The 484-nt window shown below is 41.1% G+C and carries 1 rRNA gene; it reads right to left on the reverse strand.

Features of this window, described 5'->3' with window-relative positions:
* Positions 1–309: 309 nt before the first annotated feature.
* Positions 310–426, reverse strand: a 5S ribosomal RNA gene (gene rrf / locus JWG39_RS16105).
* Between the last annotated feature and the right edge of the window lie 58 nt (positions 427–484).

Raw genomic sequence — 484 nt, forward strand, 5'->3', positions numbered from 1 at the left:
CGAAGATAGTTTCTTACAAGTTGTAAGAGCTCGTTTTTTTAGAATTACAAAAACTTGCTCATTGAAGTCAAAGACTTCGAGAGCTCATTTGTTTTGTTATTATTCAGTTTTCAAGGATCGTTACTTTCCTTCCTGTAATCAGGAAGATGCGGTGCGAATTCCGCTGTGCAACAGGAACAGATTTTTACCAAATTTCAATCAAGAAGTCAACACTTTTTATTTTCTGCCACTCGCTTTTCTCGAACAGTATATAGAGCGGGCAAAAAAGAGAGCCCCGTAAGGAAAACCCTTACGGGGCTCCAGCGTAAAAAATGGCGACGACCTACTCTCCCACATAGTCACCCATGCAGTACCATCGGCGCAGAGAAGCTTAACTTCCGTGTTCGGAAAGGGAACGGGTGGATCCTTCTCGCTATGGTCGCCACAAACTTGAATCAGAATCATTATAAATGACACTGAGCAATAAAAAAGATAATTGAATAGT

It is taken from the genome of Desulforhopalus vacuolatus (genome assembly GCF_016918505.1).
Lineage (GTDB): Bacteria > Desulfobacterota > Desulfobulbia > Desulfobulbales > Desulfocapsaceae > Desulforhopalus > Desulforhopalus vacuolatus.